The following is a 25,400-nucleotide window of genomic DNA, read 5'->3' as shown; positions in this document are numbered from 1 at the left end:
CGCCTCGAGCTCGCGGATCCGCGCGCGCACGTCTTCGCGCTGGCTGAGGCTGACGAGCGCGCCCATCCGCGTGCCCTCGGCGCGCGGGTCGCCGACCTTCGTTTTCGCGAGCCGCTCCGCCAGCGCTCGCTCCACCGCATCAAGATGTTCGGCAGGCGCCATCGCGCGGCGGATCGCGGTACATTTCTGCCCTGCCTTGACGGTCATCTCGGTCACGACTTCCCTGACGAACAGGTCGAACTCGGGCGTGCCGGGCACCGCGTCGGGTCCGAGCAGCGAGGCGTTGAGGCTGTCCTGCTCGGCGACGAAACGGACCGATTCGCGCAGCACGGCCGGGTGCGACTTGAGCTTGAGCGCGGTCGAGGCCGAGCCGGTGAAGCCGACCATGTCCTGGCCGGTGAAATGGTCGAACAGGTCGCCGACGCCGCCGACGATGAGCTGGATGGCGCCGGGAGGCAGGATGTCCGCCTCGATCATCACCCGGAACGCGGCTTCGGCTAGGTAGGCGGTTGCCGACGCGGGCTTCACGATCGCCGGTACGCCGGCGAGCAGCGTAGGCGCCAGCTTCTCGAGCATTCCCCAAACGGGGAAATTGAAGGCGTTGATGTGCACCGCCGCGCCGTGGAGCGGGGTGTAGATGTGCTGGCCGACGAAGGTGCCGTTCTTCGACAGTCCTTCGAGCTGTCCGTCGAGCAGCACGTGCGCGTCAGGCATTTCGCGCCGGCCCTTGGACGAGAAGGAGAAGAGGGTGCCGGCGCCGCCCTCGATGTCGATCCAACCGTCCTTGCGGGTCGCGCCGGTCTGGTAGTTGAGCTCGTACAGCTCTTCCTTGCGCGCCATGACCGCGAGGCCGAGCGCTTTCAGCATCCGCGCGCGCTGGTGGAACGTCAGCTTGCGCAGCGCCGGCCCGCCGGTCTCTCGGGCGTGGCGCAGCATGGCGGCGAAGTCGATTCCGCCCGAACCGGTGGTCGCCACCGGCGTCCCGTCGATCGCGCTGGCGATCTCGACCGCATTGTCACCGGCGATCCAGCGGTCGCGTTCGTAATTAAGGAGCTTGAGAGTCTTCATGTGCGCCCCTTAGAGGAAGTTCGGGCCAAGCAGGAGAGGGCGAGCATGATCGAACCGGTGCGGCCGATTGCCATCGAGGACGTCGAACAAGCGCGCCAGCGCATCGCCGCCACGGTGCTGCGGACTCCGCTAGTTCGGTTCGACGAGCGCATCTGGCTCAAGCTCGAAAACCTGCAGCCGACCAATGCCTACAAGATTCGCGGCGCGACCAATGCCGTCGCCTGCCTGTCCGACGCGGAGCGGGCGAAGGGCGTGTGGACGATCAGCGCCGGCAATGCCGGGCAGGGCGTCGCCTACGCGGCGCGGCAGTTCGGCATACCGGCAACCGTCGTCGCGATCGAAACTGCGCCGCAGACCAAGCTCGACCGGATGCGCGCGCTGGGCGCCACCATCGTCCCGGTCTCCTATCAGGATGCCTGGAAAGCCGCGGAGTCGCACAGTTTCGAAGGGCTCGAGGGCACGTTCGTCCACCCGTTCGACAATCATGATTTCATCGCCGGCCACGGCACGATGGGGCTCGAAATCCTCGAAGACTTGCCCGAAGTGCGCACAGTCATCGCGGCGATCGGCGGCGGCGGACTGATCACTGGCGTCGGAAGCGCGCTCAAGGCCCGCAATCCCGACGTGAAGGTGATCGGCGCCGAGCCGGAAACCGCCGCACCATATGCGTATTCACTGGAGCAGGGCAGTCCGCGATGGTTCCCCGACTGGCAGGCGTCGTTCGTCGACGGCGCCGGCGGCAAGAGCGTCACCGAGCGCATGTGGCAGCGAATGCGGCCGGTGACGGACGGCACGATCACCGTCACGCTCGACGAGGTGCGCGATGCGATGCGGCTCATCGCCGAGAAGTCGCGGACGATCGCGGAAGGCGCGGGCGCGCTCGCGCTCGCCGCCGCGCTCACCGGCGAGGCAGGCGAGGGGCCGATCGTGTGCGTGGTTTCGGGCGGCAACATCGACCTGTCGAAATTCGCCGAGTTGGTCGTTAGCTAGGCCGATGGACTTCACCATTGGCCCGAACGAGACCGAATGGCGCGACCGCGTCCGCACTTTCATTGACGAGCAGGTCCGTCCGCGCGTCCGCTACTATGACGCGCAGCAGCGCCAGGGGGAGCGCTGGAAGGTGCTACCCGTCGTCGAGGAGCTGAAGGCCGAGGCGCGCGTCGAGGGGCTGTGGAACCTGTTCATGCCGCCCTCGCACGGCGGCGCGCAGGTCGACGACAGCTTCGAGTTCGACGGCCCCGGGCTCACCAACCTCCAATATGCCTTCTGCGCCGAGGAGATGGGACGCATCGGTTGGGCGTCGGAGGTGTTCAATTGCTCGGCGCCCGACACCGGCAACATGGAGGTGCTCCACCGCTACGGGACGCGCGAGCAGAAGGAAGCGTGGCTGGGGCCGCTGATGGAGGGCGAAATCCGCTCGGCCTTCCTGATGACCGAGCCCGACGTCGCCTCGTCCGACGCCACCAACATCCGCTGCACCCTCGAACGCGACAGCGACGACTATGTCATCAACGGGCGCAAGTGGTGGTCTAGCGGCGCCGGCGATCCGCGTTGCAAGATCGCGATCCTGATGGGGAAGACCGATCCCGCCGCGGAAATCCACAAGCAGCAGTCGATGATCCTGGTGCCGATGGATGCGGCCGGAATCGCCGTGGAGCGCCACCTCCCCGTGTTCGGGTACGACGACGCGCCGCACGGCCACATGGAAATCCTGCTCGAGAACGTGCGCGTGCCCGCCTCGTACATGCTGCTCGGCGAAGGCAGGGGCTTCGAGATCGCGCAAGGGCGGCTCGGGCCCGGCCGCATCCACCATTGCATGCGCACCATCGGCGCCGCCGAGGAGGCGCTCGACGCGATGGTCAAGCGGCTGATGTCGCGTACCGCTTTCGGTAAAACGCTCGCCGAGCAGGGCGTATGGGAAGAGCGGATTGCGGATGCCCGCATCAACATCGAGATGACCCGCCTGCTGTGCCTCAAGGCCGCGGATATGATGGATTGCGCCGGCAACAAGGCGGCGAAGGGCGAGATCGCAATGATCAAGGTAGCCGCGCCCCTCATGGCGCTCAAGGTGATCGACGATGCGATCCAGGCGTTCGGTGGAGCCGGGGTGTCGGACGATTTCGGGCTGGCGCGGGCTTATGCCTCGATCCGTACGCTGAGACTCGCCGACGGGCCGGATGAGGTGCATCGCCGCGCCATCGCCCGGTTGGAGCTGAAGAAGCACAAGTGAGCGGCGACTCGATCGATCAGGAACGGCTCGGGCACTGGCTCGAGGCCAATGTCGAAGGTTTCGGCGGTCCGTTCGAGCTCCGCAAATTCCCCTCGGGCCAGTCCAACCCGACGTACCGCGTCACTGCGGCATCGGGCGAATATGTGCTCCGCCGCAAGCCGTTCGGGCCGCTGCTGCCGAGCGCGCATGCGGTCGATCGCGAATTTCGGCTGATTGCGGCGCTGTACCCCCTCGACTTTCCAGTACCGGAGCCGCTTGCGCTGTGCGGTGACGCGGAGGTCATCGGCGCGATCTTCTACGTGATGGAACTGGCGAAGGGCCGCTGTTATGCCGACGGCGCCTTGCCGGACTTCGATCCGGCGACCCGCCGCCGCATGTACGACCAGCTGATCGACACGCTCTCCGACCTCCACGCCATCGATGCGGAACGGGCCGGCCTCGGCGATTTCGGCAAGCCCGGTAATTATTTCGAGCGGCAGGTGATGCGCTGGACGCGGCAGTATCGCGATTCCGAGACCGACTATCTGCCGGAGATGGAGCGGCTGATCGCTTTCCTGCCGGAAACGGTCCCCGAGCAGTCGCGGACTGCGGTCGTCCATGGCGATTACCGAATCGACAATGTACTGTTCGACGGCGACGGGACGCTGACGGCGGTGATCGATTGGGAGCTTGCGACCCTCGGCGACCCGCTCGCGGATTTCTCCTACCTGGCGATGCAGTGGGCGATGCCCGCCGACGGCGGGGCGGGTCTTGCCGGACTCGACCTCCCTGCGCTCGGCATCCCGACGCTCGGCGACATTGTCGCGCGCTATTCCGAACGCTCCGGAGTGCCCGTCGCCGGGCAGCTCGACTGGTATTTCGCCTACAACCTGTTCCGGCTCGCGGGCATCGTCCAAGGCATCAAGAAGCGTGTCATCGACGGCACCGCTTCGCACGCCGGGGCGGCTGAAATGGCGAAGCGCGTGCCGATGCTCGCGCAGGCGGCGTGGCGCTTCGCCGAACGGGCAGGCGCGTAACGTCTAAATTCGGCCGAGCAGCAGCAGTACGACAATGACGATCAGGATCAGGCCGAGAAGACCCGACGGGCCGTAGCCCCAGCCGCTGCTGTAGCCCCAGCGCGGCAGCGCCCCGATCAGCAATAGGATCAGCAGGATGATGAGAATGGTGCCGAGCATTGCTCGCCTCCGACGTTATTGTTCGGTACGCGTAACGAACGCGGCGCAGGTGAGTTGCAGTCGCTGCGTCTAACGCGTTTTCCAGAAAAGCACGGCTTCGACCGCCAGAAACAGTCCTACAGCGACTGCCGTCCCGGCTGTACCCGCGGCATCCTCGCCGATGCGCGCGACGACGTACAGCAGCATGATGAGCCCGATCGCCATGCTCGGCGCGCCGAGGCCGCGCATCGCCGCGCTTCGGTGATAACCGATCCAGAAGGCGTATCGGTTCAGGATCCAAACAACGCTGGTCGCAACCACAGCACGCATCGCCTCTCCGCTCGTCATGTAGGCGGCGAGGCCGAATAGCCCGACGGCAAAAATGACGAGCTGCTCGAGCGTGTTCTGGAGGAAGCGCAGGTTGACTCGCAGCCGCCTGGTCTCGTGACCGGCGAGCGGGTCGAAAGCGGCGCTCTGCAGCCGCTCGTGGGCGACGGCTTCCACCCCCGCGACGAGCGTGAAAAGCGTCGCGAACGCGAGACATTTGAGCGCCACGAGCATGCGTGCGCCAAAATCGTCCATGCCCTCGAGCGGCGGGAGCAAACGATAAAGGGCGAACCACAGGAGCAGGCTGACAGTCATCGACCCTGCTATGGCGGCCGATCCACTCTTCCGCTCCCGCCTCCAATCCCCTTGCCGTTCGGCCATTGGGTCGGCTCAGCGCGCGCCCGGCTGGAGGGCGGCGAGCCACTCCGGCTCGGGCTGCTCGAGGTCGAAATATTCGAAGATCAGGTGGATGCGGTCGGTCGAGCCGCGGTTCTGCACCGCGTGGAGTCCCATGTTGTTGACTTCGACCGCTTCGCCCTCGGCGAAGCGGTAGCCGGCGCCATCGACGAAGAAGGTGACGTCGTCATTCGTCTGAATCGGCACGTGAATCTTGTGCGGCCACTTCGCCGCCGGGTTCTGGTCCCGGTGCGGGTGAATGATCCCGCCCGGCGCCATTCGCGCCAGCATCACGCGTGGGAACGCGCCGCGGGCATAGCCATAGTCCGAGGTTGCGGCGGCAAGCACGGGCTCGAGCAGCGCTTTCCAATCGTGCCACAGGGGATAGTCGCGCGACTGCCGCCAGTCGCTGAAGTCGGAGACGAAGCGGAAGACGATGTGCCGCGTGGCATCCAGCGCTCCGAAGCGATTGGGCTTTGCAGCGTTCTGCGCGTCCCAGACTGGCTCGGGCAAGCCGAGCACCGCCTCGCGAAGGCGGCGGATATCGACATTGCCGAGCCGGCGGATGCTCGTCGTCTTGCGCGGGTTGGCCTGCATTGGGTTCAAAACTCGTATCCGAACAATTCGAGGTCGCGAGCATAGAGCCTTGCCACTCCTTCGACGAGCAAATCGTCGTAATAATCCCGGTAATCGCGCCGCTTCGAGCTGTTGACCCTCTCCAGCGGCGCGCTCGGAATGCCGATCCGGGCAGCAATCCGGTCATAGGATTCCTGCATCGCCTCGACCCGGCCGATCCTATCGGCCAGCATTGTCCCGTCCTCGTCCGTGACGAACCTGTGCTGCGGCTCGAACAGGATGTGCTGCCATGGCGGATTGTCGATGAAGTGGCGCATCACCTTCTTCGGATCGCGCTCAAATTGTCCCTGAACCCGCGTCATGAACGCGCAGTAGGAGATGAATCGGTCGAATGGATTCCGGACGAAGGCGAACTTGAACAGCCCCGCGAAATTTTCCGCGCTCATGAACGGCCGCACCTGGGCGAGGCTGAGGTGGCCGTGCTGAAGCCGCGCGAGTTCGGGAATGGGGAGCTTGCTTTGCACGAACAAGCCGACCTGCTCGAGGTCGCTCGGACCCATGTGCCGGCGCAGCGCCTGCCGCACCGAATGCGTGCCAGTCTTCGGGATCGCGACGAAAATGAAGCGGTGAAGCGAGGAGATGATCATCGGCCGGTGAAGGTGGCTTTCCGCTTCTCGAGGAAGGCGGCGACGCCCTCGCGATAATCCTCGGTGAAGCCGAGGCGCCGCATCGCGCCCGCCTGCCTCTCCAGCTCTTCGTCGAGGCTGTACTGCCAGCTGGTGCGGATCATGTCCTTGATCGCGGCCAGGCCGAGCGGCGGCAGCGCGGCAAGTTTCTGCGCAATGGCGTCGACTTCGCTGTCCAGTGCGTCATCTTCGACCGCCTTCCAGATCAGACCCCATTCCTCCGCTTTATCCGCCGCCAGCGGCTGCCCGGTGAGCGCGAGCCCGAGCGCGCGCGCCTGGCCGACGAGTCGCGGCAGGATCCACGTCCCGCCGCTGTCGGGGATCAGGCCAATCGCCGAGAAGCTCTGGATGAACTTCGCGGATTTGGCGGCGACGACGATGTCGCAAGCGAGCGCGATGTTGGCGCCCGCGCCGGCGGCAACCCCATTCACCCGCGCGATCACCGGCTGGGGCATGGACGTGAGAGTGCGCACCAGCGGGTTCCAGCAGGCCTGCACGGTATCGCCGAGATCGACTCGCTCCCCGGGCGCGACGGCGCGGTCGTTGAGGTCCTGGCCGGCGCAAAAGCCGCGGCCCGCGCCGGTCAGCACCACGACCCGCGCCTCGCCGAGGCTGCCGAGCGCATCCTGCAGCTCCTCGTGCATCTGCGCGGTGAAGCTGTTGAGGCGGTCGGGCCGGTTCAGCGTAATCCGGGCGATCGCGCCCGGTTCGAAGAGGATGGTTTCGTAGGCCATTCGGCGCCGCCCTACGAACAAAAGCGCTCTCGAAACAAGGTCAGGATCGCATCAGGCGACCGCCTTCCTGGTCGCCACCATCCGCGCGATTGCGCTCGCTTCGACTGCGGGCGTGAACAAATGACCCTGCGCGAACCGGCAACCCATCGCGCGCAAAAGCTCGAGCTCGGCGGGCTTCTCTACGCCTTCTGCGACGACTTCGATCGACAGGCTGCTGGCCAGCCGCACCACGGCCGTGACGATCGCGCAGATCTCATCGTCCTCGGTCATACGCTGGACGAACGACATGTCGATCTTCGCCACGTCGACGGGGAAGTCTCGAAGGTGCGAGAGCGAGGAGGCGCCGGTGCCGAAATCGTCGAGCGCGATCGTGACTCCGGCCTCCTTCAGCACACCGAGCGCCCGGGCGACATATTCGTTCGCGCGGCCGAGGAAGGCATGTTCGGTGATCTCGATCTCGAGCCGGTTGGCCGGGATGCCGAAGTCCGACATGATCGCCAGCAGGTGCTCCGCATAATCGTCGCGCAGGAATTCTGCCGGCGCGGCATTGATGGCGACCCGTCCGAAATCGAGATCTGAATCCAGCCATGAGCGCATGTCGCCAGCGACCTTGCGCTGCATCAGCTCGCCGATCTTTGCCGCGAGCTCATAGTCGGCGAACGCTTCCTCGAGAGTCGCGGGAAGCTGCAGGCCCTTGCGCGGATGGCGCCAGCGGAGCAGCGCCTCCAATCCCGACATCGAGCCATCGACGATGTCGAACTTCGGTTGATAGACGGGCACGACCGTCCGATCGGTGACGGCGCTACGGGCGAGCCGCAGCTGGGAGGCGCTGCGCTCGGCTTCGTCGAGCATGTAGTAGTCGAACAGCCGGGTCCCGCCGCGGCCGTCCTGCTTCAGTGCGTAGAGCGCAGTGTCGGCGTTCTTGAACAGGTCGTCAGCGCTGGCTGCATGCTTCGGGAATAACGCGCCGCCGATGCTTGCGCCGGCGCGGACTGCCCGGGCCGCTATCCGCATCGGCGACTGGATCAGCACCTGCAGCTCGTCGCCGACGCGCAGCATCGCGTCTTCGGAATGCAGGTCTTCGAGGACGATCGCGAACTCGTCGCCGCCGATGCGCGCGACGAAGTCGCCCTCGCGGACGCCGCGGCGCAGCCGCTCTCCGATGCTCTTGAGCAGATCGTCGCCGGCGCTGTGGCCGAGCGAATCGTTGACATGCTTGAAGTGGTCGAGATCGATCAGCAGAAGCCCGATCTGGCCCCCCGACGCCATCGCCCGCAGGACCGCCGCCTGGAGCCGCGACTGGAATGCGCGGCGGTTCGGCAGTTGCGTGAGCGGGTCGTGCTCGCTCGCCCATTTGAGCTGCTCGGATCGCTCGCGCTCGCCGGTAATGTCGCGAGCGATTGTCAGCATGCCCTTGAGGCTTCCGTCGTCGTGGCGCATCGCCGCGACGACGACATCCCACCATTTCGGCGTTCCCTTCGACGTCGCGCAGAAGCCGCGGAACCGCGCGGTGCCGTTGCGCTCCGCTTTCTCGAGCTCCGCCCCGACGAGCTCTCCCGACTCGTCGCGCCACAGCCGTGTCCAGTGCTTGCCGACCACGGCGTCGGCGCTGTCGAGCTCCATCGCCTCGAACGCGGCGTCGTTGACCAGCTTAACATAGCCGCAGTCGTCGAGGAGCACGATCGCATCGGTCGATGCCTGCATGATTCCCCGGTAGAGCTGCTCGCTGGCCCGCAGCGCTTGTTCGGCGGACCGACGCATTCCGCGCAATTGGCGGCGGCGGAACAGAAGGGTGCTGGCGATCAGCAACAGCCAGAATGCGATAATTCCGCCGTACCAGGCTTGGGCGCTGACGATCTGCCGCCGAAAGCTGATCCTTTCGACCCGGAATTCCTGCACGCCCGTCTTGCCGTCATTGCCCGCGATCAGCTCCATCGCGACGACGTTTCCGAACGACGGCCGGGCCAATTCGCCCGACGCTCTTGTTGCGTCTTTCCACCATTCGGCGACGGCGAAATCGGCCAGGTTCAACGGGATCGTCTGCTCGCCGTCGCGCACCGGATAGGTCGCCTGGTTGACCTTGTCCGATCCGCCGGCGAGCATCGCATAGCGCGGGTCGTGGTCCTTCAGGACCAGGCGGACGACCCCCGCCGAGCCCCGGTACCACAAGCGCACGTTAATTTCGCCATAGCGAGAAAGATCGATCCCGCGGCCCTCGTGTTCCCGGTCGAACAGGAGTCCGAGTCCGCAATAAGGCCATTGGTACGCAGCAGTGAGGGTGCAGCGGAGGGCGAGCGGGTTTTTGGGATCGGTTTCGACCGTCGACGTGCCGCCACTAGGCTGGTCGCCGTAATCGTAAGCGAAGAAGGCGGCTCCCTGCGATTTGGGCCCGAAATCGAGGTCGCGCGTGGTCAGCGGTTCGCGCAGCCAGACCGCCGCAGCCGTCAGTGCTAGCGCCGCTGCGACGATCGTCTCGACCGCAAAGGTCCAGCGCAGCAATCGCGAGGGCAGATGAAAAGCGCGCGTCACGAACGCGACCTGCTCATTCGCTCGAGTTCCAGCACGCCCTTCTCCCCCGGAGCACCCTCTTCAACGGAAGGGTTTAAGGCTCGGTTACCGCCGCTCCGAATCGGCGCTCTAATCGCCGCTTTCCGGCGGCGACTGCAGCGCCTGATTTTGCTACTCCCGCCGCCATGGATGCCGATGAGCTTGCCGAGAAGATCGCCCGGAGCATGCTGGCTGCCGAGGGGACGGGGCCTTCGTGGGGCCTGACGATCGAGGAAGTGCGCGAGGATTATGCCCGCGTGTCGATGCCAGTGCGCGCCGACATGCTCAACGGCCACGGCTTCGCGCACGGCGGGATGATCTTCGCGCTCGCCGACAGCGCCTTTGCTTACGTCTGCAACGGCGCCAACCACGCCAGCATGGCCGCCCAGGCGTCGATCGTCTTCCTCGACAAGGTGCGCGAGGGCGAGACCTTGGTCGCCGAGGCGAAGGAAGTCGCGCGCGAAGGCCGCGCAGGGGTGACGCGGGTCACCGTTCGGGCGGACGACGGCAGGACCGTCGCCGAGTTCACCGGCTATTCGCGCACGCTCGGCGGAGCGGTCGTCGAGATTTGAACGTTAGGCAGGCACCGACTACATCGAGGCCATGTACACGACCGAGCTTCAGAAGACCGGCAAGATCGAGAATCTCGAGGACCCGCAGCTGCTCGACGCGTTCGAGGCGCGGGTGGCGGCCGACGAGTTCATCGAGCCCAAGGACTGGATGCCCGAAGCGTATCGGCGGACGCTGACCCGGCAGATCAGCCAGCATGCGCATAGCGAGATCGTCGGCATGCTCCCGGAGGGCAACTGGATCACGCGCGCGCCGTCGCTCCGCCGCAAGGCGATCCTGCTCGCCAAGGTCCAGGATGAGGCCGGGCACGGGCTCTACCTCTATTGCGCCGCCGAGACGCTCGGCACGAGCCGCGAGCAGATGGTCGAGGCGCTACACTCGGGGAAAGCCAAGTACAGCACCATCTTCAACTATCCGACGCTGACCTGGGCGGACATCGGCGCGATCGGTTGGCTGGTCGACGGCGCGGCCATCATGAACCAGGTGCCGCTGCAGCGGACATCATATGGGCCCTACGCCCGGGCGATGGTCCGAATCTGCAAGGAAGAGAGCTTCCATCAGCGCCAGGGCTACGAGATCATGATCGCCATGGCGAACGGCACGCCCGAGCAGAAAAGGATGGCGCAGGACGCGCTCGACCGCTGGTGGTGGCCGAGCCTGATGATGTTCGGCCCGCCGGACGAGAATTCGCCCAACACGGCGCAGTCGATGCGCTGGCGGATCAAGCGCGACACCAATGACGAGCTCAGGCAGAAATTCGTCGACGTCACGGTTCCGCAGGCGGAATTCCTCGGACTCACGGTTCCCGACCCGGACCTCGCGTGGAATGAGGAGAAGGGCGGTTATGATTTCGGCGAGATCGACTGGGAGGAATTCTACGCGGTGGTGCGCGGCGAAGGCCCGGTTGCGAAGGAGCGGATGAAGGCTCGGCGCGAGGCTTGGGACGACGGCGCCTGGGTGCGCGAGGCGGCGGATGCGCACGAGGCGAAGCGGAAGCAAAGGAAGGCGGCGTGATAGCCTCTTTTCGTCATACCGGCCTTGAGCCGGGATCCACCTTCCTTCTTGCGATGGTGGAAAGAACAGGTGGGCCCCGGGTCAAGTCCGGGGTGACGGGTTGATGTCCAGTGACTGGCCGCTCTGGGAAGTCTTCGTACGCAGCAAAGGCGGCCTTGCGCATCGCCACGTTGGCAGCGTTCATGCTCCTGACGCGGAGCTCGCGCTTGCGCATGCACGCGACACCTACACGCGGCGGCTTGAAGGAGTGAGCCTGTGGGTCGTGCCGTCGGCCGAGATCGTCGCCAGCGATCCCGACCAGGCCGGAGAGCTGTTCGAGCCGGCGGAAAGCAAGATCTACCGCCACCCGACCTTCTACGACATCCCCGACGAGGTGAAGCACATCTGATGGCGACCATCGCTGTTGATCCGCGCGAGGATTATCTCCTGCGCCTGGGCGACGACGCGCTCGTGCTAGGGCAGCGGGTCAGCGAATGGTGCGGGCACGGGCCGGTGCTTGAGGTCGACATCAGCCTTGCAAACCTCGCGCTCGATCTCATCGGGCAGGCCACGCTTCTGCTGGATGAGGCAGGCGACGGCGACCAACTCGCTTTTCACCGCGACGTTCTCGATTTCCGCAACTGCCTCCTGGTCGAGCAGCCGAACGGCGATTTCGCCCAGACGATTGCGCGGCACCTGCTCTACACGACCTGGCAGCATATGCTCCTTCAGCGGCTCCAGCAGTCCAGCGACAAATTTCTCAGTGAGTTCGCGCACAAGGCGGTGAAGGAGGTCGCATATCACCGCGACCTGGCATCGGAATGGACTATCCGCCTGGGCGATGGCACCGAGGAAAGCGCGCGGCGCATGGCCGAGGGCCTCGCGTGGAACTGGCGCCTCATTCCCGAGCTGTTCGAAGTCGACGACGCGATGCAGGCGGCAATAGACAGCGGAATCGCCCCTGACCCGCGCGAATTTGAGGAGGAATATCGCGCTGCGATCGCTTCCGTTCTTGCCGAAGCCCGGCTCGAGCCTCCCGCCGACCAGCGTCCGATCCTCGGCGGCCGGCGCGGGCACCACAGCGAGCATCTCGGGCACCTTCTCGCGGTGATGCAGTTCCTTCCGCGCACCTATCCCGACGCGAAGTGGTAGGTTAACGCGGCGCCCATGGCCGAGCATTTCCACGCGCTCCGCGTCGCCGAGATCGTTGCCGAGACCAGCGAAGCCAATTCCATCCGTTTCGACGTTCCGCCCGAGCTTCGCGAGCGTTTTGCGTTCAAGGCCGGGCAGCACCTGACGCTCCGCGCCACGATCGACGGCGAGGAAGTGCGCCGCAACTATTCGCTGTGCACCGCGCCCGACGAGCAGGACTGGATGGTGACCGTCAAGCGCATCGCGCGCGGGCTGTTCTCGAACTGGGTCGGCGACCGGCTCCAGCCCGGCGACACGCTCGACGTCATGCCGCCGCACGGCAGCTTCACCACCGAGTTTCACCCGGCAAGGTCGCGGCATCTTGTCGGGATCGCCGGCGGGTCGGGCATCACGCCGGTCCTGTCGCTGATCAAGAGCACGCTCAAATACGAGCCAAGCAGCCGCTTCACCTTGCTCTACGGCAACCGCGACAGCAGCTCCGTGATCTTCCTCGAAGCGCTTGCCGGCCTCAAGGACAAGCACCTGGCACGCTTCGAAATCTATCATTTCCTCGATGCCGAGGAGCAGGATATCGAGCTGTTCAACGGCATGCTGACACGGCAGCGGCTCGAGGAGGCGATTCCGGCGCTCGTGCCCGACGCTGCGCAGGTCGACGGCTGGTTCATCTGCGGCCCCGGTCCGATGATGGACGCGGCCGAGGGCGCGCTGCTCGACCGCAACGTCCCAAAGGAGCGTATCCGCATCGAGCGCTTCACCGCCGACAGCCCCCCGGGCGCCGTCTCAAATGAAATCGCGAAGCTGCAGACGGAGGCGGAAGGGCTCAGTGTCGCCGTCACGCTCGACGGCCGCACGCGCCGCGTGCCGTTCACCGCCGGCAACATCCTGGACAGCGCACGCGCCGCCGGACTTCCGGCTCCCTTTGCCTGCAAAGCGGGGGTTTGCGCGACCTGCCGTGCGAAAGTCACCGAGGGCAAGGTTGAGATGGCGGCGCGTTACGGTCTGACCGACGAAGAGGTCGCCGCCGGTTACGTGCTCACTTGCCAGTCGGTGCCGCTCGGCGACGGCGTTGCTGTGGATTACGACGCCTAGTCGCGCTAATCGCCAATCATGCTGACGCGCACCGAAGAAAAGGCCCGCGGCCTCGCCGACCTTCCGCCCGCCCAGAGCGACACGCTGATTGCGCTGATCGCGATAGTCCACGCCGATCCGCGGCCCGACAAAATCGACGTGGGCGTCGGAGTCTTCCGGGACGGCGCGGGCAACACGCCGATCCTCAAGGTCATCAAAGAAGCGGAGCAGCGGCTCCACGACACTCAGGTGACCAAGTCTTACCTCGGAAGTGCCGGCGACAAGCGGTACACTGAGCTCCTCCGCCCGATCCTGCTCGGCGACTATGCCGACGACGAGCGCATCGTTGGCTTGCAGACCCCGGGCGGCTGCGGCGCGCTAAGGCTCGGGTTCGATCTGCTGGCGCGGGCCAACCCGCAGGCGCGAGTCTTCATCGGCGGGCCGACCTGGCCCAATCACCCGCCGATCATCCGCGCGGTCGGCCTCGGCATCGTCGATTACCCTTATTACGAGCGCGGGCAGGGCGCGATCCGGTTCGAGGACATGATCGAGGCGTTCCGGTCGGGCGAGCCTGGCGACATCGCCTTGCTCCACGGCTGTTGCCACAATCCGACGGGCGCGGACCTCGACGAGGACCAGTGGCGTGAGGTCGCAAAAGTCGTCGTCGATCGCGGGCTCGTCCCGTTCATCGACATTGCCTACCAGGGTTTCGGCCGCGGGCTCGACGAGGACGCGTTCGGCGTGCGGCTCATGCTCGACACCTGCGACGAGGTCGTCATCGCGCAGAGCTGCGACAAGAATTTCAGCGTCTATCGCGACCGCGTGGGTTCGCTGTGGATCAAGAGCGCGTCGCGCGAGGCGAGCGCGAATGCGATGGCACACGTTTTTCAGATCGCGCGCGAGATGTGGTCGATGCCGCCCGATCACGGCGCCGCCGCGGTGCGCATCGTCCTCGACGATCCCGAGCTCAAGCAACGCTGGCTGGGCGAGCTCGCCGCGATGCGCGACCGGATCAACGCGGTGCGTCAGCGGATCGCCGCCGCCGACCCGCGTCTCGCCTTCATCGGCCGGCAGTACGGCATGTTCTCGATGCTCCCGCTGAGCAAGGAGCAGGTGCTCAAGCTGCGCGAGGACCACGCGATCTACATGGCGGAATCGGGTCGGTTCAACATCGTCGGCATGGGCGACGGACAGATCGACCGATTTATCGCCGCCGTGGTCGAGGCGATGGACGCCTGACCGTGGCCGAGCGCGATCCGGGCAAGGTATCCGTCGACGTGGACTGGCGTGAGGTCGCGCGGCTGGTCCTCACCAGCCGCGAAATGGACCGGATCGAGGAAGAGGAACTCGTTCCGGCCAGGAAGGTCCTCTATCAGTTCAGCGCGCGGGGCCACGACCTGGCGCAGGTGCTGCTCGGGTTGCGGCTCAAGGACGGCGACGGCGTGTTCGGCTATTATCGTTCGCGGCCACTGCTTCTCGCGCTGGGGGTCCCGCTCGCCGACGCGCTCGGTTCCGGCATGGGCCTCGCCGGCGGTTATTCAAATGGCCGCGATATCGGCGTGGTCTTCAATTACCCGAACCCCGGCGGCGCCCATGCGCTGCCGATGTGCGGCGGGGTCGGGGCGCAGTACACGCCCGCGGCGGGATGGGCGCAGGCGATTGCCTACAGGCAGCACGTGCTCAAGGAAGGGCCGCTCGACGCGATCGCGGTGGTGCTCGGCGGAGACGCGAGCTGCGCCACCGGCGGCTTCTGGTCGGCGCTGACCATCGCCACGACACAGCAGCTCCCGCTGGTCATGTACGTCGAGGACAATGGCTACGGAATCTCGGTCCCGTCCGAATATCAGACGCCGGGCAAGGATATCGCCGCGAACCTCGCGAGCTTCGGTGGGCTGACCATCTTGAACGGCGACGGCACCGATCCTGCCGAAGCGGCGACAATGATCGACCGCGCCGTGGGCCACGTCCGAGAGCATCAGGCGCCCGTCCTGCTGCGCCTCACAGTGCCGCGGCTTGAGGGCCACAGTGCGCAGGACACGCAGGCCTACAAGACGGAAGCCGAGATCGAGGCGGAATGGGCGCGCGATCCCCTGCCCAAGCTCAAGAAACATGTCGCACGGCTCAAGCTCGGCGATGGGCAATGGGCCGACCTGGAGCGCGAGACCGCCTGGCAGGTCCAGGCCGCGGTCGCCGAGGCGGAAGCGCGCGGCGTGTCGTCGGCCGACGAGGTCACGAGCAACGTCTTCTTCGAAGGCGAATTGCAGCAGGTTGGCGGCTTGTGGGGCAGCGGCTACACGCCGCCGCCGTCGACCGAGGACCCTGCGCCGTCCGGCCAACGCATCAACATGGTGACGGCCATCCGCCGCGTGCTCGAGCAGGAGCTGGAGGCGAACTCGCGCGTGCTGGCGTTCGGCGAGGACGTCGGCCCAAAGGGCGGGGTTCACGCCGTGACGCTCGGCCTGCAGGAGAAATTCGGCCGCGAGCGCGTGTTCGACACTTCGCTCAACGAGGAAGGCATCGTCGGCCGCGCCGTCGGCATGGCACTGGCCGGCCTCATGCCCGTGCCAGAAATCCAGTTCCGCAAATATGCAGAACCCGCGACCGAGCAGATCCACGATGCCGGGACGATGCGCTGGCGAACGCACAACCGCTTCGCCGCGCCGATGGTGCTGCGCGTGCCCGGCGGCTTCTTCAAGTGCGGCGACCCGTGGCACTCGATGACCAACGAGGTCGAGTTCGTGCACAACCCGGGCTGGAAGGTTGCCGTGCCGAGCAACGCCGAGGACGCGGTCGGGCTGCTGCGCGGCAGCCTTCGCGGCAATGACCCGGTGTTGTTCTTCGAGCATCGCGCAATGCTCGACGATGCGTGGGCGCGGCGGCCGTGGCCGGGGGACGAATATGTGCTGCCGTTCGGCCGCGCGAAGAAAACGCGCGAAGGCGACACGATCACGATCGTGACCTGGGGCGCGATGGTCCCGCGCTGCGAAGCGGCGGCGGAGGGCTACAGCGTCGACGTCATCGATCTCCGCACGCTGCAGCCTTGGGATAAGGACATGGTGCTCCAAAGCGTCCGTCGCACGCGGCGCTGCCTGATCGTGCACGAGGATCTGCGCACCGGCGGGTTCGGCGCGGAGATCGCCGCCGTTGTTGCCGACGAGGCCTTCCTCGACCTCGACGCGCCGGTAGCGCGGGTGACGATGCCCGATATCCCCAGTCCGCATCATCCCAGGCTGATGGAGGCCGTGCTGCCGTCGCCGGCGAGCATTCGCGCCGAGATCGACCGGCTGGTCGGGTTCTAAAGTGATCGAAGTTCGAGTTCCCGACGAGCAGGAGGGTACGAAAGCGGTGGTGCGTGCCTGGCTGAAAGCGGTAGGTGACGCGGTGGCCGAGAACGATCCGCTGGTCGAGCTCGAGACCGACAAGGTGACGCAGGAAGTGCCCGCACCCGCTGCGGGGGTGCTGGCGGAGATTGTGCTCGACACCGATGCCGAAGCGGTGCCCGGCGCGCTGCTGGCGCGGATCGAGACAAAAGGCACCCCGGCGAACGCCGGAACCCAGGAGGCGAAGCCTTCATTGAATTCGGAAGATGCAGCGGCCGGTACCGCTCCTGGGCCCCGGCCTTCGCCGGGGAACGGTAACGAGTCCCGCCTCTCCCCCTCCGTCCGACGGGCCTGCCTCCAGCACGGCATTGACCCCGCGCGCATCGCAGGAACCGGCCGAAACGGCCGCGTAACCCGCGAAGACGTCGACCGCGCGATCGCCGCCGCCACGGTCGTTGGCATCGGCGAGCCCGCCACCGTGCAACCTCGCCAGTTCAGCGCGCAGGATATCCCGCACGACCGCATGCGCCTGACGATCGCCGAGAACATGGCGCGCGCCGTCGCCGAGCAGCCGCATGTCACCGCGGTGTTCGAAGCGGACTTCTCCGCAATCGCCGCGCACAAAGCAGCCATGGCCGAACGCGGCGTGAAGCTGAGCTACACCGCCTACATCGTCAAAGCAGCCGCCGAAGCGATGTCTGCCGCGCCGTCGATCAACGGCCGGTGGGAGAAGGACCGCATCGCCATCTCGCCGACAGTCGACATCGGCGTCGGGACCGCGCTCGGCGAGAAGGGGCTCGTGGTCCCCGTCGTCAAGGACGCAGGCAAGCTCAGCCTCGAGCAGATCGGAGCCAAACTGGGCGATCTCACCCGCAGCGCCCGCGACGGAAAGCTCGAGCGCTCCGAAGTGTCGGGCGGAAGCTTCACCATCTCCAACCATGGGGTTTCCGGCTCGCTCCTCGCGGCGCCGATCATCCTCCATCAGGGGCAGGCTGCGATCCTCGGCATCGGCAAGCTTCAGAAGCGGGTCGTGGTGCGCGAGATCGGCGGCCAGGACGCGATCCTCGTGCGGCCGATGGCCTATGTGACGCTCACCATCGACCACCGCGTGATCGACGGCCATCAAACCAATGCATGGCTTAGCCGATTCGTCGAGATTCTGGAGAGCTGGCCGCAAGACTGACTCGCAGCAACCATGTCTTCTGCCCGGCGTTCATTCAAACGGACGAGGAGTGGGCAATGGAAATTCCACACGATGCATTTGTCGCGGTCGCCGACGGTGAGAAAATGCTGCTGTTCCGCAACCAGGGCGACAGTGACTTTCCGCACCTGATTCTCGTCGAGCAGGACGAACAGGAAAGCCTCGCCAACAGCGAGCTGCGGCGCGATGTGCCGGGTCGGTCGTTCTCGAGCGTCGGTCCCGGCCGGAGCGCCTACGACGAGGCCGATTCCCGTCAGATCGGAGAGGACCGCTTCGCCATGGCGACGGCCGAGATGCTCAATCGGCGCGCGCTCGGCAACGAATTCGAATCGCTGATCATCGTTGCGCCGCCTCGCACCCTGGGTGAGCTGCGCAAATATTATCACGGCGAGCTGGAGCGACGCCTGGCCGGAGAGGTGCCAAAGAATGTCACCAATGTGCCGGTGAGCGAGATCGAGCGGATCATCCGCGCCAGCTGAGAAGCACCGGACTAGATATTCGTTTGCTCCGGCGGCACATGCTCGGGGATCGTCGCCGCGCCTTGCTCTTCGCGGCAGGCAAGGCCTGATCCGACGTCGAAGCAGCTCATCGACAGCGAGCCCATCGCGTAGCCGCGGATGAGCGGCTCCACCGGCTCGCCCGATTCCGCCGCCAGACCGGCGATATAGAGCAATGGAATAAAGTGATCGGGAGTCGGCACGGCGAGCTCGTAGTCGGGATGCGCCGTCACTTTGAGGATGTCGCCGGGGTCGCTCGCGAGTTGCTCGGCCACGGCTTCGTCGAACCGCTCGGCCCAGTCGAACGCGCCATCCGGATTGTCCCACTGCACGCGTCGAAGATTATGCACGACATTGCCGCTGCCGAGGATCATCACTCCGCGCTCGCGCAAGGGTGCGAGCCGCCGCCCCAGATCGACATGGTAATCGAGCGGCTTGAGCGCATTGATCGACAGCTGGACGACCGGAATGTCCGCTTGCGGATAGACGTGGGCGAGCACGCTCCACGTGCCGTGGTCGAGGCCCCACTGGTCGCCGTCGAGCCCGCACCAGACCGGCGCCAGCGTGTCGACGACTTCGGCAGCGAGTTCAGGGTCGCCGGGGGCCGGATAGTCGAACGCAAACAGTTCGGGCGGGAAGCCGTAGAAATCGTGGATCGTGCGCGGCTGCGGCATCGCCGTGACCGCCGTCGCTCCGAAGAACCAGTGGGCTGAGACCACCAGCAGCGCTCGCGGCCTGGGCAGTTTCTGCCCGAGCGAGCGCCACGAGGTCGTGAACCCGTTGACCTCAAGGGTGTTCATCGGGCTGCCGTGTCCGATGAACAGTGCCGGCAGTCGACTCATCGGCCCGCTCTCCTTCGCAAGGGCAGGAACGCGCCCTTGTCTCGACGGTTCATCTACCACCCAACGGAGGCGAGCCATGGCGGATAACGGCACTCTTGGCAAAGGCACCCAGTGGGCCCCGATCGGCGCCGGAATCGCGGCGGCCGGAGCGGCTGCATTCCTGCTGACTCGGCGATCGGCCGACGCTCACGACGACGGCATCAATATCAGCGACGCGCCGGAGCACGTCTTCCGGCGCGAGAAGATCGTCCTGAAGACCGAAATGGCCGCGTCGAAGACAGAGCGCGCCATGCAGGAGCGCGAACCGGCCTAGCAGCCGTTCCGGAACGCTTCGGCCGCGCAAGCGCTAGTTGCGCCGTGGCAAGCAGCAAGCAACCGGACGCCGAGGCGAAATTCGTCCGCCGAGCGCTGATCGTCATTGGCCTGGCCGCGCTCGCGCTGCTCATGTGGCAGCTGCGCACCGTAATCGTCCTGCTGTTCGGTGCCGTAGTCATGGGGACCATCTTCCGCGCGATCGCCGACCCCCTTTCAAAACATCTGCGGCTTCCGGGTCAGGTGGCGATGTTGACTTCCGTACTCCTCATCGTCGCCGTTTTCGTCGGAGTCGGTTGGCTGCTCGGGCGGCAAATTGCGGCGCAGACCGACGCGTTGACGCAGACGCTGCCGAGAGCGCTCGCGCGGGTCGACCAGTGGCTCGGCAGCTTCGGGCTCGCGCACCCGTTCCAGGCGTGGTTCTCGCAGCTCCACAACAGCGGCGGCACGCTCGTATCGCGCTTCGGCACCTGGCTCTCGACCGCAAGCAACGGCCTCGCCAATTTCCTGATCGTCCTCTTCGGCGGCATCTTCCTCGCCGCCGAGCCGGGCTTTTACCGCACCGGCGCGATCAAGCTGGTGCCGCCGGCCAAGCGCGCCCTCATCGCCGAGGCGATGGACGAATCCGAGCGCGCGCTGCGCCTGTGGCTCAAGGGCCAGCTCATCGCCATGATCGTGATCGGCGCGATGACCGCCACGGGCCTGTGGCTGCTCGGCGTTCAGTCGTGGCTGGTGCTCGGAATACTCGCAGGATTTTTCGAGTTCATCCCGTTTGCCGGACCGATCCTTGCGGCGGTGCCCGGCATCTTGATCGCGCTGGTGCAGAGCCCCGAGCTCGCGCTGTGGACGACGCTGATGTACGTTTTCGTCCAGCATTCCGAAGCTTATCTGATCCAGCCGATCATCCAGCAATATGCGGTGGATGTGCCCGCCGTCGTCCTGCTTTTCTCGCTGCTCGCCTTCGCGGTGCTGTTCGGACTCATCGGCATCCTCTTCGCCGCGCCGCTGACCGTCGTCACCTACGTGCTGGTGAAGCGGCTCTACGTCATCGAGACGCTCGACACGCCGACGCCGATCCCCGGCGAGGACAAATAGACTCTCAGAATGTCCAGCGGCCCGCGACAACCGCGCGGCTGCGATAGATTCCGTCGAGGTTGCCGCGGTTTGTCCGGTAGTAGCGCAGATCGATCGCGAAACCGTCGGCAATGGTTTTGGCCGCACCGAAGTTCATCGCCGTATAGTCGACGTTGTTCTCGCGCGTGCGGCGGCCGAGATTCGCGGACAGCCTGAGAGTTTTCGTGAGGTCGAACGATGGGCCGCCCTCGACGTAGAGCGACTGCTTCGTGCCGCCGAGGTCGTCGGGGCTGTAGACCGCACCGAGCTTGAGCGAGAGCCTGCCGACCTTGCGACTGAGCGCGGCGGAAAATTCGAATGAGTCCGAATCCGTGCCGTGCCTCGCGTTTGTCTGAAACTTGTACGCCGCACCGATCGCCAGGGAGTTGGGGCCAAACTTGCGGCTGGCGTTGACGAAGGCTGCCGACTCGCCTTCTGCACTGGTCGAGGTTACGTTCTTCCACTGGCCGCCGAGCTGAACGTCGCCAATCTGCACATAGGCCTTGGGGATGACCTGCGGCCCTTTCGTTTGCTCAATGCCCTTCGACATCCCGCGACTGGAGACGACCATCTCGACGCCCGGGTCGAGGAAGAGCAGGAAGAGCATGGCTTTCTCCGGTTCAGCCGGGTGTCAGGCGACTGCCCGGTAGATCCCGTAGGCGCTGGTCAGCGTGAGCAGGATACCGACCATCACCAGCAGCGGCCTGGGCGAGATGCGCTTCACCAGCCATGCACCGAGCGGCGCGGCGATAATTCCGCCGATGAGGAGACCGAGCGTCGCGGCGGTGAACGCCGCCCAGCCGAGCGCGACCACGAAGGTGATCGTCGAGGTGAGCGTCACCAGGAACTCGGCGCTATTGACGGTGCCGATCGTGCGGCGCGGCTCGGCGCCCTGGGCGAGCAGGTTGCCGGTGACGACGGGACCCCATCCGCCGCCGCCGGCAGCATCGAGGAACCCGCCGACTAGGCCGAGCGGCTCGACGATCCGCGCCGGCTTGTGGTGCGGCGGGTAACGCACACCGCGCCAGGTGAGAAACAGGCCGATCGCAGCGAGGTAAGCGAGGACGAACGGCTTGGCCGTTGCTCCGTCGATCTGGGTCAGCACGTAGGCGCCGATGGCGGCGCCCACGATGCCGGGAACAGCGAGGCGGGCGAGCAGCTTCCAGTCGACGTTGCGGTGGGCGATATGGCTGAGCCCGGACACGCAGGTGGTGAAGGTCTCGACCGTGTGGACGCCCGCCGACGCGGCGGCCGGCGCGACCCCGAGGCTGATCAGCAGCGTGTTGGAGATCACGCCGAACGCCATGCCGAGCGCGCCATCGACGATTTGTGCGGCCATCCCCGCGGCAATGAACGGCAGCAGATCGAGAAAATGGAATGCGCCCACGTCGATTCCCCCGTGATCGATTTCGCGCAGCCCTAATCTCTAGTCACTTACTAGACAATATGATCGTAAATCCATTCGGCGCTGGCAAATGTCGGATCAGCGTACGCCAACGCTAGATTTCGAGGACCGTGTACGCCTTGCCGAACAAAGGCCTCAGGACGAACTGCGCGACATTGTAGACCGGCTTGCCCATCGGCGTACGGCCTTCGTACGTGCCGTGATGGGCGTGGCCGTGGACGACGGCTTGCACATGATCGAAGCGGTCGATCGGCTCGCACAGGCGTTGCGAACCAAGGTACTGGAAAATCTCGGGCGGCTCGCCTTCGATCGTGCCGATGATCGGCGAATAATGGAGCACGGCGACGCTGCGTTCGGTGCGCAAGGTGCGCAGCTGGTTCTCGAGCTTGCGCGCCTCGCTCAGCACCTCGTCGACGAAGGCCTTGACGATCGGCTCGCCGAACGGCGCAAGCTCGCCGCGTCCGAACCCGCCGAGGAAGCCCTTCACGCCGGCGAACCCCACGCCTTCGATCTCGACAGCCTGCTCGTCGAGGACGGTCATCCCCGCCTCTTGCAGGATCGAGCAGACCTGCTCCGGCTGTCCGCATTCGTAATCGTGGTTGCCGAGCACGCCGAGCACAGGGATGGAGCAGGCGCGGATATCCTCTGCGAGGATCTCCGCCTCGGAGGTCTTGCCGAAATTCGTAAGATCGCCGCACAGTACCAGCACGTCGGCCGCGTTGGCGATCTCGGCGAACATCTCGCGGTAGGGTGTGACGCTATCCTCCATCACGTGGAGATCGCCGATCGCCGCTACCCGGAGCTTGCCGCTGGGTCCGTCAGTCGCTGCCATATTGCTCTTCAAGATTGCCGACGGCTTCGGAGAATCCCCATTGATCGACGTCAATCGAATAATCACGCGGGGAAAAGATGCGTCCGCGGCAGACTCGCTTGCCGGGTCCTTTCACGTCGGCCTGGTCCTTGAGCCGCTCGAGCAGCTCGTCCATCAGCCACTTGGGCACGACTTCGCGCTCGCTCGGGTAGATGAAACGGAAGTTGAGAAGCGCGATCAGGAGAACTTCCCAGTAGAGCTCCATGTGCGAGAGGAGCTGCTCCCAGTTGATCTCCTTGTGGCGCTTCAGAATCATGTGCGCGACGTCGGCGCCGTCATAGCGGTGATGGTCCTGGACGAAGATCTTCGACCAGATGAACTGGGTCGGCGGAACCAGGCGCACGTTCGCGCCGAACAGCTCGGTCTCGGGCGCGCCTTCGAACCACTCGTCGGTGACGTGCGTGGTCACCGTCGGCATGTTGTAAATGATGTCGACGAACAGCTTCCCGCGCGTGACCCGCGCGAGCCAGCGGTCGTCGACCATCTCGACGTCGAACTCGTGCTCCTTGAAGAAGGCCAGCATCTTCAGCGCGTCGCCGGCCTTGGCGAACACGTCGACGTCTTTCGTCGGGCGGTCGATCCCGGTGTAGCTCGCCAGCGCATAAGTCCCCGAAACGAGGAACGGGATGTCGGATTTGGCCATCAGCCGCAGCACTTCCGAATAAAAGGCTTCGGCCGCGGGCGGCGGCTGGATGAGGGATCCCGTCGGCCGGTCTGTCACCTGCTGGTCCATGCGCCGCCTCAACGGGAGGCGGGGAGGGGGGTTCCGTTGGGCAAGCTCTGCCCGGACGTCCTTCAGGCGTTCTCGGTCATCGGCACGAAGAGTTGCTCGTGATGCGCGGTCATGCCGCGGACGCGCTCTTCGTAGCGCTCGGCCATTTGGGCGTGCACCCGGCGCACACGCGGGTCGCGCGAATTGAGCGCGGCTGTGCGCTCTTCCGACGCGCGCCGCCGATAATAGCTCAAATCGGTTGTCACGGCCCCCGCCCCGACACCTGAAGCGCGCTCGCCCCGCACGAGTCGCTAACCGCAAGTTATCCACAATTTGGCGCATTTAGCGAGCGCCATGAATCACTTAGGTCAATGCCAAGCTCCCGCTTGTCGCGCGGCGGCGGCGTCGCTAAGTCCGCTCGCCTAAGCACCCGTAGCTCAGCTGGATAGAGCGCTGCCCTCCGAAGGCAGAGGCCACAGGTTCGAATCCTGTCGGGTGCGCCACCTTTGCCATTTAGCCGTTACTTTCCAGCTGGTTGTCGTTTTGATTGGCTAACCTGTTGCGAAGGTTAGCCATCAGAAGGTCCGCCGCGGCGTCCGACAGCATCGCCTGGTCGGCCGCGGCCGTGTATCTCGCGACTTCGCTGTCCGTCACATGGCCGGTCCACGATTTGATCTGCTGGTTACTGCAGCCGGCTTCAGCAAAGCGACGGGCGGCAGCTTTGCGAAGGCCGTGCGCAGAGCAATGCCGCAGCCCGGCTTCATCGCACCACTGACGAAACTTGTTGCCGAAACCTTTGCGACTGAACGGGCGGCCTTGATCGCTAAGCAGGAAGACCATCGCACCGGAGCGCGTCGCCATGATGGATTCGGCGAGCGGCGCCAGAATCGGCAGCGACACGACGGCCCCAGTTTTCTCCTGGGTGACCGTCAGGCGCTTCCCGCGAATGTGCTGCGGCCCCATGACGCGTGCATCGCCGCCCCGCTGACCGGTCCACAGCATTAGGTCGAAGGCGAGCCGCGCCTTTGTGCCGACGCCGTGACGCTTCTGATATTGTGCGATTTCGTCTTCTGTCCAGGTATGGAACCCGTCTGTTTCCACCTTATAGGGCCGCGTGGCGAGCACGGGATTTGACGACGCTATTCCCTGCCTAATCGCGAAGTTCATCAGTGCGCTTAGGCGCTTGCGAAGCATATTGGCGGCCGTCCGGTGCGGCAGCATTGCCGCCATCATGGCTTCAACGTGGCGCGACTCCAGGTCGCTCACCATCGAATCGCCGAACCTTCGACCATTCTTCCCGACGGTTTCGCGCCAGCGATCAATGACGCCGCGATAGACTTCGCGCGTGCGATCGCCAGGGTCCAGGAAATCAGGCGATCGATAATAGCGACTTACCAAGTCGTCGAAGCTGCCCGGTTTCGTTCGCTCGGCGCCGGCCATGATGGGTTCGGCTACAAGCCCTTGCTTGCATCCTTCATACTCCTGGCGAAAACCCTCTGTGCCAGGCGCGTTCTTGAAGAGATATTGGGCGAATCCCTGGCGCCGGAATCGATAACGGGGCTTGCCGTGCCGATCGCGAAATTCAGACACCCACTGAGGCAACCAGCGCTTCCGCGGCATGATCAT

Annotated in this window: 28 protein-coding genes and 1 tRNA gene; 15 read left to right on the top strand and 14 right to left on the bottom strand. The window is 65.5% G+C overall.

Going from position 1 to position 25,400, the window contains the following annotated elements; all coding sequences use genetic code 11:
* Positions 1 to 1,068 (bottom strand): aldehyde dehydrogenase family protein (locus tag GH737_RS01530; protein ID WP_155263097.1); only part of this gene is annotated, 1,068 nt, incomplete at its 3' end.
* A gap of 45 nt (positions 1,069 to 1,113) precedes the next feature.
* Between GH737_RS01530 and GH737_RS01525 the strand changes: the two genes are divergently transcribed.
* The 3 genes from GH737_RS01525 to GH737_RS01515 are packed head-to-tail and all read left to right on the top strand — an operon-like array spanning position 1,114 to position 4,314.
* Positions 1,114 to 2,058 carry a threonine ammonia-lyase gene (locus tag GH737_RS01525; RefSeq protein ID WP_155263096.1) on the top strand — a complete coding sequence of 315 codons (945 nt, stop codon included), beginning with the start codon at positions 1,114 to 1,116 and terminating at the stop codon, positions 2,056 to 2,058.
* 4 nt (positions 2,059 to 2,062) lie between these two features.
* Complete coding sequence (locus tag GH737_RS01520) at positions 2,063 to 3,298, top strand: acyl-CoA dehydrogenase family protein (RefSeq protein ID WP_155263095.1); 1,236 nt, start codon at positions 2,063 to 2,065, stop codon at positions 3,296 to 3,298.
* Positions 3,295 to 4,314 (top strand): phosphotransferase family protein, encoded by a 1,020-nt coding sequence (locus GH737_RS01515; RefSeq protein WP_155263094.1) that lies wholly within the window; start codon positions 3,295 to 3,297, stop codon positions 4,312 to 4,314. The genes GH737_RS01520 and GH737_RS01515 overlap by 4 nt, the downstream gene beginning before the upstream one ends.
* A 3-nt stretch (positions 4,315 to 4,317) precedes the next feature.
* On the opposite strand, the gene GH737_RS01510 is transcribed toward GH737_RS01515, so the two are convergent.
* From GH737_RS01510 to GH737_RS01485, 6 genes are all read right to left on the bottom strand, one after another.
* Positions 4,318 to 4,473, bottom strand: a complete 156-nt coding sequence (locus tag GH737_RS01510; RefSeq protein ID WP_155263093.1) for a DUF3309 family protein — start codon at positions 4,471 to 4,473, stop codon at positions 4,318 to 4,320.
* 69 nt (positions 4,474 to 4,542) lie between these two features.
* Complete coding sequence (locus tag GH737_RS01505; RefSeq protein WP_155263092.1) at positions 4,543 to 5,094, bottom strand: MAPEG family protein; 552 nt, start codon at positions 5,092 to 5,094, stop codon at positions 4,543 to 4,545.
* 75 nt (positions 5,095 to 5,169) lie between these two features.
* Positions 5,170 to 5,772: an aspartyl/asparaginyl beta-hydroxylase domain-containing protein gene (locus GH737_RS01500; protein ID WP_155263091.1), complete on the bottom strand. Its 603-nt coding sequence runs from the start codon at positions 5,770 to 5,772 to the stop codon at positions 5,170 to 5,172.
* A gap of 5 nt (positions 5,773 to 5,777) precedes the next feature.
* Positions 5,778 to 6,398 carry a sulfotransferase family 2 domain-containing protein gene (locus GH737_RS01495; protein WP_155263090.1) on the bottom strand — a complete coding sequence of 207 codons (621 nt, stop codon included), beginning with the start codon at positions 6,396 to 6,398 and terminating at the stop codon, positions 5,778 to 5,780.
* On the bottom strand, positions 6,395 to 7,171 hold the full coding sequence (gene paaG / locus GH737_RS01490; protein ID WP_155263089.1) for a 2-(1,2-epoxy-1,2-dihydrophenyl)acetyl-CoA isomerase PaaG: 777 nt from the start codon (positions 7,169 to 7,171) through the stop codon (positions 6,395 to 6,397). Before paaG ends, GH737_RS01495 begins: the two co-directional genes overlap by 4 nt.
* 51 nt (positions 7,172 to 7,222) lie before the next feature.
* Complete coding sequence (locus GH737_RS01485) at positions 7,223 to 9,700, bottom strand: putative bifunctional diguanylate cyclase/phosphodiesterase (protein ID WP_155263088.1); 2,478 nt, start codon at positions 9,698 to 9,700, stop codon at positions 7,223 to 7,225.
* A 164-nt stretch (positions 9,701 to 9,864) separates the two neighbouring features.
* On the opposite strand from GH737_RS01485, the gene paaI reads away from it, so the two are divergent.
* The 9 genes from paaI to GH737_RS01440 all read left to right on the top strand — a co-directional run bounded on the left by paaI (position 9,865) and on the right by GH737_RS01440 (position 18,501).
* Positions 9,865 to 10,290: a hydroxyphenylacetyl-CoA thioesterase PaaI gene (gene paaI, locus GH737_RS01480; protein WP_155263087.1), complete on the top strand. Its 426-nt coding sequence runs from the start codon at positions 9,865 to 9,867 to the stop codon at positions 10,288 to 10,290.
* Positions 10,291 to 10,321: 31 nt separating this feature from the next.
* Positions 10,322 to 11,302: a 1,2-phenylacetyl-CoA epoxidase subunit PaaA gene (gene paaA, locus GH737_RS01475; protein WP_155263086.1), complete on the top strand. Its 981-nt coding sequence runs from the start codon at positions 10,322 to 10,324 to the stop codon at positions 11,300 to 11,302.
* A gap of 103 nt (positions 11,303 to 11,405) precedes the next feature.
* Complete coding sequence (gene paaB, locus GH737_RS01470; RefSeq protein WP_155263085.1) at positions 11,406 to 11,690, top strand: 1,2-phenylacetyl-CoA epoxidase subunit PaaB; 285 nt, start codon at positions 11,406 to 11,408, stop codon at positions 11,688 to 11,690.
* Complete coding sequence (gene paaC / locus GH737_RS01465; protein ID WP_155263084.1) at positions 11,690 to 12,433, top strand: 1,2-phenylacetyl-CoA epoxidase subunit PaaC; 744 nt, start codon at positions 11,690 to 11,692, stop codon at positions 12,431 to 12,433. The genes paaB and paaC overlap by 1 nt, the downstream gene beginning before the upstream one ends.
* A gap of 15 nt (positions 12,434 to 12,448) precedes the next feature.
* On the top strand, positions 12,449 to 13,522 hold the full coding sequence (locus tag GH737_RS01460; protein WP_155263083.1) for a 2Fe-2S iron-sulfur cluster-binding protein: 1,074 nt from the start codon (positions 12,449 to 12,451) through the stop codon (positions 13,520 to 13,522).
* An 18-nt stretch (positions 13,523 to 13,540) separates the two neighbouring features.
* Positions 13,541 to 14,740, top strand: coding sequence for an amino acid aminotransferase (locus GH737_RS01455; RefSeq protein ID WP_155263082.1), 1,200 nt, complete (start codon positions 13,541 to 13,543; stop codon positions 14,738 to 14,740).
* A 2-nt stretch (positions 14,741 to 14,742) separates the two neighbouring features.
* Entirely contained in the window at positions 14,743 to 16,800 is a 2,058-nt protein-coding gene (locus GH737_RS01450) for an alpha-ketoacid dehydrogenase subunit alpha/beta (RefSeq protein WP_230558563.1), read from the top strand.
* Between the two features lies 1 nt (position 16,801).
* Positions 16,802 to 18,004 (top strand): dihydrolipoamide acetyltransferase family protein, encoded by a 1,203-nt coding sequence (locus GH737_RS01445; RefSeq protein ID WP_155263081.1) that lies wholly within the window; start codon positions 16,802 to 16,804, stop codon positions 18,002 to 18,004.
* 56 nt (positions 18,005 to 18,060) lie between these two features.
* The gene (locus tag GH737_RS01440) at positions 18,061 to 18,501 is read left to right on the top strand and encodes a host attachment family protein (RefSeq protein ID WP_155263080.1); all 441 of its coding nucleotides are present in this window, start codon (positions 18,061 to 18,063) and stop codon (positions 18,499 to 18,501) included.
* An 11-nt stretch (positions 18,502 to 18,512) separates the two neighbouring features.
* On the opposite strand, the gene ygiD is transcribed toward GH737_RS01440, so the two are convergent.
* Positions 18,513 to 19,361 carry a 4,5-DOPA-extradiol-dioxygenase gene (gene ygiD / locus GH737_RS01435; protein ID WP_155263079.1) on the bottom strand — a complete coding sequence of 283 codons (849 nt, stop codon included), beginning with the start codon at positions 19,359 to 19,361 and terminating at the stop codon, positions 18,513 to 18,515.
* 76 nt (positions 19,362 to 19,437) lie between these two features.
* Here ygiD and GH737_RS01430 point away from each other — a divergent pair, with 76 nt between their 5' ends.
* Positions 19,438 to 19,674, top strand: a complete 237-nt coding sequence (locus GH737_RS01430) for a hypothetical protein (RefSeq protein ID WP_155263078.1) — start codon at positions 19,438 to 19,440, stop codon at positions 19,672 to 19,674.
* A 44-nt stretch (positions 19,675 to 19,718) separates the two neighbouring features.
* Positions 19,719 to 20,768, top strand: coding sequence for an AI-2E family transporter (locus tag GH737_RS01425; RefSeq protein WP_155263077.1), 1,050 nt, complete (start codon positions 19,719 to 19,721; stop codon positions 20,766 to 20,768).
* Positions 20,769 to 20,772: 4 nt separating this feature from the next.
* On the opposite strand, the gene GH737_RS01420 is transcribed toward GH737_RS01425, so the two are convergent.
* From GH737_RS01420 to GH737_RS01400, 5 genes are all read right to left on the bottom strand, one after another.
* Positions 20,773 to 21,393 (bottom strand): TorF family putative porin, encoded by a 621-nt coding sequence (locus tag GH737_RS01420; protein ID WP_155263076.1) that lies wholly within the window; start codon positions 21,391 to 21,393, stop codon positions 20,773 to 20,775.
* A 24-nt stretch (positions 21,394 to 21,417) separates the two neighbouring features.
* Positions 21,418 to 22,125 (bottom strand): sulfite exporter TauE/SafE family protein, encoded by a 708-nt coding sequence (locus GH737_RS01415; RefSeq protein ID WP_155263100.1) that lies wholly within the window; start codon positions 22,123 to 22,125, stop codon positions 21,418 to 21,420.
* A gap of 160 nt (positions 22,126 to 22,285) precedes the next feature.
* Positions 22,286 to 23,023, bottom strand: coding sequence for a metallophosphoesterase family protein (locus GH737_RS01410; RefSeq protein WP_155263075.1), 738 nt, complete (start codon positions 23,021 to 23,023; stop codon positions 22,286 to 22,288).
* Positions 23,010 to 23,795: a nucleotidyltransferase gene (locus GH737_RS01405; RefSeq protein ID WP_155263074.1), complete on the bottom strand. Its 786-nt coding sequence runs from the start codon at positions 23,793 to 23,795 to the stop codon at positions 23,010 to 23,012. Before GH737_RS01405 ends, GH737_RS01410 begins: the two co-directional genes overlap by 14 nt.
* 62 nt (positions 23,796 to 23,857) lie before the next feature.
* A complete protein-coding gene (locus tag GH737_RS01400) occupies positions 23,858 to 24,040 on the bottom strand; it encodes a hypothetical protein (RefSeq protein WP_155263073.1) in 183 nt (60 codons plus the stop codon).
* Between the two features lie 160 nt (positions 24,041 to 24,200).
* Here GH737_RS01400 and GH737_RS01395 point away from each other — a divergent pair.
* Positions 24,201 to 24,277: transfer RNA gene (locus GH737_RS01395), tRNA-Arg, on the top strand.
* Between the two features lie 10 nt (positions 24,278 to 24,287).
* Here the strand turns inward: GH737_RS01395 and GH737_RS01390 are convergent.
* Entirely contained in the window at positions 24,288 to 25,400 is a 1,113-nt protein-coding gene (locus GH737_RS01390; protein ID WP_230558562.1) for a tyrosine-type recombinase/integrase, read from the bottom strand.

Source organism: Sphingomonas segetis, from assembly GCF_009720245.1.
GTDB lineage: Bacteria > Pseudomonadota > Alphaproteobacteria > Sphingomonadales > Sphingomonadaceae > Sphingomicrobium > Sphingomicrobium segetis.
This window is presented reverse-complemented; position numbering and strand designations above follow the sequence as displayed.

Excerpts from the sequence above, each read along its gene's own strand:
- GH737_RS01525 (WP_155263096.1), top strand. The coding sequence starts at position 1,114 with ATGATCGAACCGGTGCGGCCGATTGCCATCGAGGACGTCGAACAAGCG.
- GH737_RS01520 (WP_155263095.1), top strand. The coding sequence starts at position 2,063 with ATGGACTTCACCATTGGCCCGAACGAGACCGAATGGCGCGACCGCGTC.
- GH737_RS01510 (WP_155263093.1), bottom strand. The coding sequence starts at position 4,473 with ATGCTCGGCACCATTCTCATCATCCTGCTGATCCTATTGCTGATCGGG.
- GH737_RS01505 (WP_155263092.1), bottom strand. The coding sequence starts at position 5,094 with ATGACTGTCAGCCTGCTCCTGTGGTTCGCCCTTTATCGTTTGCTCCCG.
- GH737_RS01500 (WP_155263091.1), bottom strand. The coding sequence starts at position 5,772 with ATGCAGGCCAACCCGCGCAAGACGACGAGCATCCGCCGGCTCGGCAAT.
- GH737_RS01495 (WP_155263090.1), bottom strand. The coding sequence starts at position 6,398 with ATGATCATCTCCTCGCTTCACCGCTTCATTTTCGTCGCGATCCCGAAG.
- paaG (WP_155263089.1), bottom strand. The coding sequence starts at position 7,171 with ATGGCCTACGAAACCATCCTCTTCGAACCGGGCGCGATCGCCCGGATT.
- paaI (WP_155263087.1), top strand. The coding sequence starts at position 9,865 with ATGGATGCCGATGAGCTTGCCGAGAAGATCGCCCGGAGCATGCTGGCT.
- paaA (WP_155263086.1), top strand. The coding sequence starts at position 10,322 with ATGTACACGACCGAGCTTCAGAAGACCGGCAAGATCGAGAATCTCGAG.
- paaB (WP_155263085.1), top strand. The coding sequence starts at position 11,406 with ATGTCCAGTGACTGGCCGCTCTGGGAAGTCTTCGTACGCAGCAAAGGC.
- paaC (WP_155263084.1), top strand. The coding sequence starts at position 11,690 with ATGGCGACCATCGCTGTTGATCCGCGCGAGGATTATCTCCTGCGCCTG.
- GH737_RS01460 (WP_155263083.1), top strand. The coding sequence starts at position 12,449 with ATGGCCGAGCATTTCCACGCGCTCCGCGTCGCCGAGATCGTTGCCGAG.
- GH737_RS01455 (WP_155263082.1), top strand. The coding sequence starts at position 13,541 with ATGCTGACGCGCACCGAAGAAAAGGCCCGCGGCCTCGCCGACCTTCCG.
- GH737_RS01440 (WP_155263080.1), top strand. The coding sequence starts at position 18,061 with ATGGAAATTCCACACGATGCATTTGTCGCGGTCGCCGACGGTGAGAAA.
- ygiD (WP_155263079.1), bottom strand. The coding sequence starts at position 19,361 with ATGAGTCGACTGCCGGCACTGTTCATCGGACACGGCAGCCCGATGAAC.
- GH737_RS01430 (WP_155263078.1), top strand. The coding sequence starts at position 19,438 with ATGGCGGATAACGGCACTCTTGGCAAAGGCACCCAGTGGGCCCCGATC.
- GH737_RS01420 (WP_155263076.1), bottom strand. The coding sequence starts at position 21,393 with ATGCTCTTCCTGCTCTTCCTCGACCCGGGCGTCGAGATGGTCGTCTCC.
- GH737_RS01415 (WP_155263100.1), bottom strand. The coding sequence starts at position 22,125 with ATGGCCGCACAAATCGTCGATGGCGCGCTCGGCATGGCGTTCGGCGTG.
- GH737_RS01410 (WP_155263075.1), bottom strand. The coding sequence starts at position 23,023 with ATGGCAGCGACTGACGGACCCAGCGGCAAGCTCCGGGTAGCGGCGATC.
- GH737_RS01405 (WP_155263074.1), bottom strand. The coding sequence starts at position 23,795 with ATGGACCAGCAGGTGACAGACCGGCCGACGGGATCCCTCATCCAGCCG.
- GH737_RS01390 (WP_230558562.1), bottom strand. The coding sequence starts at position 25,400 with ATGATCATGCCGCGGAAGCGCTGGTTGCCTCAGTGGGTGTCTGAATTT.